We start from the raw sequence: 8,478 nt of genomic DNA on the forward strand, positions 1-8,478 counted from the left end.
GGTTTCATTCTTTCCTCAGACGTCTTCTGTCTGATACGGACTCTTCCAACTTTTCTAAACTTTAACGGAGGCACTTATGTGTCGGAATTTGTTCATCTTCACAGGAATCCTCCTGCTAGCTCTTCCTCAATTCTTATTCGCCCAATCTCGCACTGTGGCCGTGCTGACCCCGTTTCTGGCGCAACCCGGAACTCAACTGATGGTGGAGGGATTTGAAGCCGCTGCCAAAAGCAAGGGATGGCAAGTGGATGTGATCGACACCTCCGGAGACGTGGCTGCCCTAGTCAGCCGAATGGAAGATGTCGCCCTGCAAAAGGTCGATGCGATGGTGATCAATGTCGATCCATCCCAAATTCGTAATGGGTTACTCGCTGCCAAAGACGCTGGCATTCCGGTTTTTGGAATGGACTCTGGAGCCGACCCGCTCCTAACAGCCAACGTCACCAGCAATGGCTACGTGATGGCTGCAGAGACAGCTACCTATGTGGTTGATCAGTTGAACGGCAAGGGCAATGTGGTGATGTTCATCTTTGAGCCCTACCCTCCTGTACAAAAGCGCGGTGCGATTGCTGAGTCGATCTTCAACAATGAACCCGACATCAAGATCATGGAGAAGATCACTCCAAGCTTTGATCGTGGCCCCTTGGAAGGCGCCCGCAACTCGATGGAAGCTGTGTTGACTGCAAACCCTGCGAAAGGCAGCATTCAAGCAGTCTGGGCCGCCTGGGACGACCCTGCCCTGGGTGCAGAACAAGCCATCCGCAATGCTGGCCGTGAAGATGAGGGCATCGTAATCGTTGGCATTGACGCCACTGAACAGGCCCGTGATCGGATTGCAGCTCGAGGGAATCTAAAGGCCACGGTTGCTCAGGACTTCAACGGAATCGCTAACACAGTTGCCAACACGGTTGAACAGTATCTGAAGTCTGGTTCCGTATCCCGCTCACAAATCTATGTCAGCGCCAAATTAGTCACGGCTGACGATCTTTGATTCCAACAGTGCGGAGCGTAGCAATAACACTCCGCCCTCCTCCTCCCCGTGATTCCTTTTCTCCATCTTAGCGACGTCCACAAAAGCTTTGGCAGTGTCCCTGTACTGCGTGGGGTAGAACTCGCCCTGTTTTCTGGTGAAATCCATGGGTTGATGGGTGAAAACGGCGCTGGCAAGTCGACCCTGATCAAAATTCTTTCGGGGAATCTGGTGGCAGATTCCCTCACCTGCACAATGAATGGAGAATCTCTGTCGTTGGCAGAGGCTCGCGGGTCTGGAAAGCTGGGAATGCGCTTCATTCACCAGGAACTCAACAGCATCGCGCATCTATCGGTTGCTGAAAACTTGATGCTTGGTAAGCAGCTGCCAACTCGGGCAAAAATATTTATTAACCAGCAGCAACTTTCTGAACTGACCCAGGTAGCGCTTGCTGAACTGGGGATTACCCACATTGATCCCAAACAAAGGATGAGCCAGCTTGGAGCTGGCGATCAAATGCTCGTCAAGTTAGGTAGCACCTTTGTTGTTGAATCCGGCAAGCCAGCGGCTCAACTCTATGTATTGGATGAACCCACCGCCTCACTAATGCCCTCCGAAACAGAAAAGCTCTTTGAAGCTCTTGAACGTCTGAAGCAGAAGGGTTGTTCCATTCTCTATGTTTCCCACCGACTTGACGAAATCTTTGAGATTACAGATCGAATCAGCGTGCTCCGGGATGGAAGAAACACCTTGGTGGAAAAGACGAAAATGCTGAAGCCACGATCTGTTGTGGAAGCGATGACTGGGCGGGAAATCAGCCAGCACTATCCGGGTCGTTCCGGCATTCTTTCAAAAGAAGTCTTACTTTCTGTCCAACATTTGCGAAACGCTAAGTTGAGGTCATTGAATTTTACGCTTCACAAGGGCGAAATTTTGGGACTTGCTGGCTTAGGCGGATCTGGGCGTTCAGAAATCCTTCGTACTTTATTGGGTATTCGAGATTTCAGCGGAACTTTGAGCTTGGAAGGAAAACCCTGGCAACCTAGGCTCAAAAACTTTTGGCAAGAACGCTTAGCCTTCATTCCCGAAGAGCGACGTTCTCAGGGCTTGGTTCTGAACCAGACCGTAGCTACAAACAGTCACCTGCCTTTTATTGGCAATTTTGGCAACTTCTTGGGTTTACTTCCCAAACAAAAACTACGACAGAAATCAGAGGAGGCCTGGTCCCGAGTGAAGGTTCAAGGGACTGGCATCACCCAGAGAATTTGGCAACTGAGTGGGGGAAATCAACAGAAGGTGCTTTTTGCGCGGGCTACCTGGCACCATCCCAAATTACTGTTGTTGGATGAGCCAACAAGAGGAGTAGATGTTGGTGCAAAGCAGGAAATCTACAGTTTGATTAGTCAAGCTAGTCAGGAAGGAACGGCCGTGCTGATGGTCTCTTCAGAGTTGGGAGAGCTGATTGGGCTTTGTGATCGCATTCTTGTTTTGTGGGATGGGCAAATCCACACGGAGTTGCAGACTGAAGGCTTGAGGGAGGCTGATTTGCTCGCGTATTGCCAAGGCGTTCGTTCTATAGAGAGTGCTGAATGACTGGTTCCTTGCAGCTGCCTCCTCTGCTCCGTCGTTACGGCACTTTTTTAGGCTTCCTGTTGATTGTCAGTTTCTTCTGGAGTCAGCGCCCTGACACCTTCATGACCACCCGAAACTGGCTCAATATCACACAGCAAGTCAGCATTTTATGTGTTATCTCCTTCACAATGACCCTCGTGATGGTTGGAGGAGATTTTGATTTGAGTGTCGGCTCCATGGCGAGCTTGAGTGGGATGATTGCAGCAGTTTTGTGGCAACAAGATGTCAGCTTAGTCAGTGCTTTGGGGATTGCTTTGCTAGTGGGTGCTTTTGGTGGCGTTTTTAACGGGGTGCTTGTTGCCTACGCTGGGCTGTCTGCCTTTGTAGCGACTCTCGGCACACTGACGATTTTTAGTGGCTTGGCTTTACTGGTGAGTGACGGCAAAACTATTTTTGGTAGAGCCATTCCAGAAATTGTTGGGGATTTCAGTCGTGGTGGAATTCCTTTAGCTGAGGGAATCCAGCTTCCAAATTTGACCCTGATCGCGATTTCGGTTTTGATCCTCATGGGCATTGTCCTGCAGCACACTGTTTTTGGTAGAAATCTTCATGCGGTCGGAGGCAATCGGGAGGCCAGCTTACTTGCAGGGGTGCCCGTGGCTCGTTTACGCCTCATTGCCTTTGCCATCAATGGCGTAGGAGCAGCAATTGCTGGCTTGATGCTGGTCAGTCGGCTTTCCTCGGCAAATCCAACACAGGGCGATGGGCTGATGCTCAACGCAATCGCCTCCGTTTTTGTGGGCATGACGATGTCCGAAGAGGGGGAACCCAACTTGTTCGGCACCTTGACAGGTGTCTTGATCCTCGGTGTACTTTCCAATGGTTTGACCCAGCTTAGAATCGACACTTATGTTCAACAGATCTTGACCGGCTTGATCATCATCGTGGCAGTACTGTTCAGCCGACTATCCCTGAGAAGAAGATGAATTCAAACGCTGCTGAAAAATTTGAGGGCTCCACTTGGTTGGTGATTGATCTCGGTACAACCAGTATCAAAGGGGGCTTGTTTCATAGTAACAGCAACCTGATTCGCGAGGCCTCTCACCCCAACCAGCAAACGCAAACGGAAGAGGGTTTCCATCATCAGGAAGTGGAGACATGGTGGAATGGATTCACAGCTGTGATTCATGAGCTGGTGAATCCTGAAGTTAGCTTACAGGGGCTTGTACTAACGGGTCAGATGCAAAATCTGATTTTCCTGGATTCGCAGTCAGAACCCTTACATCCCGTAGTAAGCTACAGTGATCAACGGAGCGCAGAGCAAATTGCCAGTTGGTCTGATGAGAAATCACTTCAGGAACAATTGCTTGAAACAGGCAACGAACAGGGTCCAACAAGCCTACTCGCAAAGCTTGCTTGGTTTCAGCAACACCAGCCAGAGGTCCTAAAAAATACAGAAAAGATCTTCATTGGATCAGCAGATTACATTGGCTACCGTCTAACCGGTGTATCTCAAACTGATACTACCACTGCAGCGACCACAGGCTTGATGCAACTCTCCTCAAGAACCTGGCACTCAGCACTTTTTGCAGAGCTTGGTTTGGATTCGATCCTACCGCGTTTACCAAGATTGGTTCCCGGTGGTGCCTTGTTGGGTTCGCTCCAAGATGAAGTGAGTGAGCATCTGAAATTAGTGGCTGGGTTGCCCATCTACCTTGGACCCGGTGATGCTGGTTCAACCACATTGGGCGCCGGTTGTGGAAAACTTGGCAAAGCGTACGCCTACTGTGGAACCAGTGGCTGGGTGGGTCTGACTGAGAAGCGACCAGCACAACTGGAAAGCGGTGCATGGACCTTGGCACATCCAGCTGCAGACTTGTTCATTCAGGTTGCACCGATCCTCACTGCAGGGGACAACCTGGCATGGGTCAAAGATCTATTCGGCTTCAACAGCTATGAAGAGATGATTCAAATCGCTCTGGAGCAACCAGCCGGAAAGTTGCTTTACCTGCCATACCTGCAAGGTGAGCGCTCACCCTTCATTGATCCCCACGCTCGTGGGGTCTGGCTAGGCATGAATCGGCAATCTAATCGTGCTGAATTGACCCGTGCAGTTTTGGAAGGGACCTGCTTTGCCTTCCGTCATGCTTTACACGCCGTATCTGAGGTTCGAGTAGAGGAGTTGATCCTAACCGGTGGAACCAGCCGCTCAGATTCCTTTTGCCAACTCTTCGCGGATGTGCTCGGTATACCGATCAAGGTGCTGGCAGAGCCAGAATTAACCGGCCTCCGTGGTGCTTTGGCATCTTGTCAACCGGAGAGTGCGACTCCAGAACCACGAATTCAAAAAAAGTATTTGCCAAGTTCTGAGCAAATGAACAACTATGACGGCCTGTTTCAGATTTTTCTAGAGAGTTATCCTGCTCTGCGGAGCAGCCTTGCTCAATTAGCTCAGTTGTAGTCTCCAAAGATTCAAACACGAAACCCAAAGGAATCCCATGGGAATGCCCCCTTTTCACTTAGCTTTTGCAGTCAGAGATTTGAACGACACCCGTGATTTCTATGTTAATCGTTTGGGCTGTAAGGTCGGACGGACCGATGAGAAGTGGATTGATTTCGACTTTTTTGGCCACCAGATTTCGGCCCATCTGAAGCCTGAAGAAACCCAGCGAGTCGAGACCAATGGTGTCGACGGAAAGTCTGTTCCCGTTCGGCATTTTGGCGCAGTCCTGGAGTGGAATCATTGGCATAAACTCGCAGATTCCTTAAAGGATCAGGGAGTCAAATTTCTGATTGAACCCTATATCCGTTTCCAAGGAGAAGTTGGTGAACAGGTAACCATGTTTCTGCTTGATCCCTCTGACAATGCAATTGAACTGAAGTCTTTCCAGAACCCTGAGCAGTTGTTTGCGAGTTGAATTGAGAGAGAATTTTCTAAGCAGATGAGTTTAAGAATTTAATGAATAACAAGAGAGATTGAATTGAAGGCATTCCCGATGAATTTTTTTGATAAAGAGTAAATCTAATGAGACCAAAATTTTGAGAAGAAATACCTATTTACCCTTTTAGATCAATCTCTTTGGTAATTTCTGAGATTTTCTGATGTACAAAAAGCTGATTGATTTAAGCGGGAAGCGAGCTCTGATAACCGGGGGTGGTCGTGGAATTGGTCTTTGTGCTGCAGATGCCTTGGCAGAAGCGGGGGCAAGCGTAGTGATCGTGGATCTGAGTGAGCAGCTTTTGGAAGAAGGCGTCGTGTTCCTGAGGTCCAAAGGTCACAAGGTGGAAGGCCTAGTCCTGGATGTCTCAGATTCCGTTGCTACGGAACGAGTTGCCGAAGAGGTCGAAACCAGATCAGGACCGATGGACATCCTGATTGCGAACGCAGGCATCTCTGGTCCAGACACTCCAGCGGAGAACCTGACAGATGAAGCCTGGCACCGCATTATGAAAGTCAACCTCGATGCAGTTTTCTGGTCCTGCCGAGCCTTTGGCAAACGGATGCTGGAACGGCGACAGGGAGCGATCGTTACCGTCGGATCGATGTCCGGGTTCATTTCTAACAAGCCCCAGAAACAGGTGGACTACAACGCCTCCAAGGCTGCGCTGCATCACCTGACCCGTTCGCTGGCTGGGGAATGGGCTGACCGGAGTGTGCGGGTCAATGCGGTCGCCCCAACCTACGTGAACACGCCGATGTCCAACATCACGGCCAAGAATCCCCATTATTTTGAAGTTTGGATGGAAGGGACTCCGATGCGTCGAATGATTGAACCAGAGGAAGTTGCTGCCGCGATTCTCTTCCTTGCTTCCCCAGCTGCCTCAGCGATCACCGGAGCAATTCTCCCAGTAGATGCAGGTTACACCGTTTGGTAGTGCCAGCTTTGAGAGAAACCTTTTCATTTTTCTTAAGCTGATACAGTCATCGGGTTCATTTCAAGGAGGTGTCCAAGGGTGGACTTCAGGCACTGTCTTCGATGGCTTTCGAAGCAACGAAAGTGAATTTCAGCGAGGAATGACGTGGCACAGACGACAACTTTTAGGGATGGCAGGTGGAGCCGAAACATCTTTTACTAAAGCTCAACCAGTCCTCTCCCAACTTTGCAAGTGCGTGGAACACCTCGGGCCTGCGGGTTCAGGATCACAAATGAAGCTAGCGGTCAACTTGCCACTAGCTATTTACTGGAACACTCTTGCGGAAGCGATGTCCCTGTTGAAGGGCAGTGGAATTTCAGCTGAAACCGCAATCTCTCTGCTCACTGACAGCTCTGGTGGACCAAATGTGCTAAAGAATCGAGGACAAGTGGTGATCTACACATTAAATGGAACCGACCAGCCAGGCACCTTTGACCTTGCTGGGTTATTGAAAGATCTGGAATTGTCTTTGAAACAGGCAGAAGTAGTCGGATCTAAGTTGCCCATTGCCGAAGTGTCTGGGGAGAATTATCGGAAAGCAATTGCAGACGGGCTCTCCAATTTTGATGGATCAAGCCTGACCCGTCATTTATTAAGCGAGTAACTAAAGAGAAAAAGATTTCTGCATCTACATGGCTCGTGGGGTCAAATTTCTTTCAATTTTTTGGCCTCAAACTCAATACTGTTCGTTCACACGAAAACCGATGAAATCATTTTATCTGTTACGCAATTGAAAAATTAAAACTTCTAATGCCACTTCAGTGTCATTTGGTTCCAAAAATCCGATCTCCTGCATCCCCCAATCCCGGTAGAATATAGGCGTGATCGTTCAATTTTTCATCGACTGCAGCAGTATAAATTGGGACGTCAGGATGTTCACTGTGGAAATATTCAATACCCTCCGGTGCAGCTAGCAGAGAGACAAAGCGGATATTCGAAGCACCATTTTCCTTCAAACGAGAGACTGCTGCTGCTGAAGAATGACCAGTTGCCAACATCGGATCCAGGGCAATCACCAAGCGCTGATCAATCATCTCAGGCAATTTCAGATAATACTCCACAGCCGCTAAGGTCGCCGGATCACGATAAAGTCCAATATGTCCAACCCTAGCTGAGGGAATTAACTCCAGAAAACCGTCTAACAAGCCGATTCCTGCCCTTAGGATTGGCACTAAACAGAGCTTTTTTCCTTCCAGAAAAGGAGCCTGCATTTTCTGCAATGGAGTCTCAATTTCCTCGTATTCAAGCGGTAAATCTTGAGTAACTTCATAAGCTAAGAGTAGTCCCACCTCACGGGCCAAGACACGAAAACTTCGAGTTGAGGTTCCTTTTTTTCTCATCAGCGAAAGCTTGTGCTGCACCAGTGGGTGTTTAATTTCTTTAAGGACCTTATTCATGAAAACCTCGATCAGAAAATTTCAAAAGACAGTGCCATCACTCTCCACACGGAGAGGCGGTGATCCATCTGGGCGACGTTTATAAGCGAACTTGCGGCCAGTGCTCCAAGTACCTCCCTGTAAAATCTGAGGTAAGGGAAGTTCTTCTGATGTTAACCCCATCCTTTCTCTGAGTTGTTCTGCTAATCGATCCAACATAATGACAGTCATTGCTCGCCATTCAACAATTATTTCTGAGGAGACAGGATGAAAAGCATCGACTTCGGCAGGCTCCCTTAGCTCCAAGACGCCAGTGTCTAGGAAAAGACCACCATTTCGGTATTCAGGGAGGCCTGTCAATAAGTCAATGTCTTGGACTTGAAAACCAGCTTCTTCAAGTGGTTCCAATAGCGAATAGGTCAACCATTGCGTAAGCTTGTGAAAAGGAACCAATTCATTAGTAATTTCAGAATCTGCCAACAAATGATGACGCCAGACATCGCCCAAGTTTTGCCCACCTAGAGTCAAACGTGGAGGCCAGACATCCTGCAGCAGCTTTAACAAAGTTCCCAGCAAGTGATCCACTTTAAGAACACGATCCTCGCTGATTGGAATTTTATCGAGAATATTCGCTATTCTTGGGTT

General features: G+C 48.9%; 9 protein-coding genes. 7 read left to right on the forward strand and 2 right to left on the reverse strand.

What is annotated here, in order from left to right; translation table 11 throughout:
* Nucleotides 1–76: 76 nt before the first annotated feature.
* From P8O70_17115 to P8O70_17145, 7 genes are all read left to right on the forward strand, one after another.
* A complete protein-coding gene (locus P8O70_17115; protein MDG2198561.1) occupies nt 77–991 on the forward strand; it encodes a substrate-binding domain-containing protein in 915 nt (304 codons plus the stop codon).
* A gap of 48 nt (nt 992–1,039) precedes the next feature.
* Nucleotides 1,040–2,563, forward strand: a complete 1,524-nt coding sequence (locus P8O70_17120; protein MDG2198562.1) for a sugar ABC transporter ATP-binding protein — start codon at nt 1,040–1,042, stop codon at nt 2,561–2,563.
* Nucleotides 2,560–3,528, forward strand: a complete 969-nt coding sequence (locus P8O70_17125) for an ABC transporter permease (protein ID MDG2198563.1) — start codon at nt 2,560–2,562, stop codon at nt 3,526–3,528. Before P8O70_17120 ends, P8O70_17125 begins: the two co-directional genes overlap by 4 nt.
* A complete protein-coding gene (locus P8O70_17130; protein ID MDG2198564.1) occupies nt 3,525–5,003 on the forward strand; it encodes an FGGY family carbohydrate kinase in 1,479 nt (492 codons plus the stop codon). Before P8O70_17125 ends, P8O70_17130 begins: the two co-directional genes overlap by 4 nt.
* A gap of 37 nt (nt 5,004–5,040) precedes the next feature.
* A complete protein-coding gene (locus P8O70_17135) occupies nt 5,041–5,460 on the forward strand; it encodes a VOC family protein (GenBank protein ID MDG2198565.1) in 420 nt (139 codons plus the stop codon).
* A gap of 184 nt (nt 5,461–5,644) precedes the next feature.
* On the forward strand, nt 5,645–6,418 hold the full coding sequence (gene fabG / locus P8O70_17140) for a 3-oxoacyl-ACP reductase FabG (GenBank protein MDG2198566.1): 774 nt from the start codon (nt 5,645–5,647) through the stop codon (nt 6,416–6,418).
* On the forward strand, nt 6,396–7,061 hold the full coding sequence (locus P8O70_17145) for an NAD-binding protein (GenBank protein ID MDG2198567.1): 666 nt from the start codon (nt 6,396–6,398) through the stop codon (nt 7,059–7,061). The genes fabG and P8O70_17145 overlap by 23 nt, the downstream gene beginning before the upstream one ends.
* Before the next feature lie 160 nt (nt 7,062–7,221).
* Here P8O70_17145 and upp read toward each other — a convergent pair whose 3' ends face one another.
* Nucleotides 7,222–7,854 (reverse strand): uracil phosphoribosyltransferase, encoded by a 633-nt coding sequence (gene upp, locus P8O70_17150; protein MDG2198568.1) that lies wholly within the window; start codon nt 7,852–7,854, stop codon nt 7,222–7,224.
* A gap of 21 nt (nt 7,855–7,875) precedes the next feature.
* Nucleotides 7,876–8,478: DUF1688 family protein (locus tag P8O70_17155; protein ID MDG2198569.1), on the reverse strand; the 603-nt coding region annotated here is incomplete at its 5' end.

This window comes from SAR324 cluster bacterium, from assembly GCA_029245725.1.
Lineage (GTDB): Bacteria > SAR324 > SAR324 > SAR324 > NAC60-12 > JCVI-SCAAA005.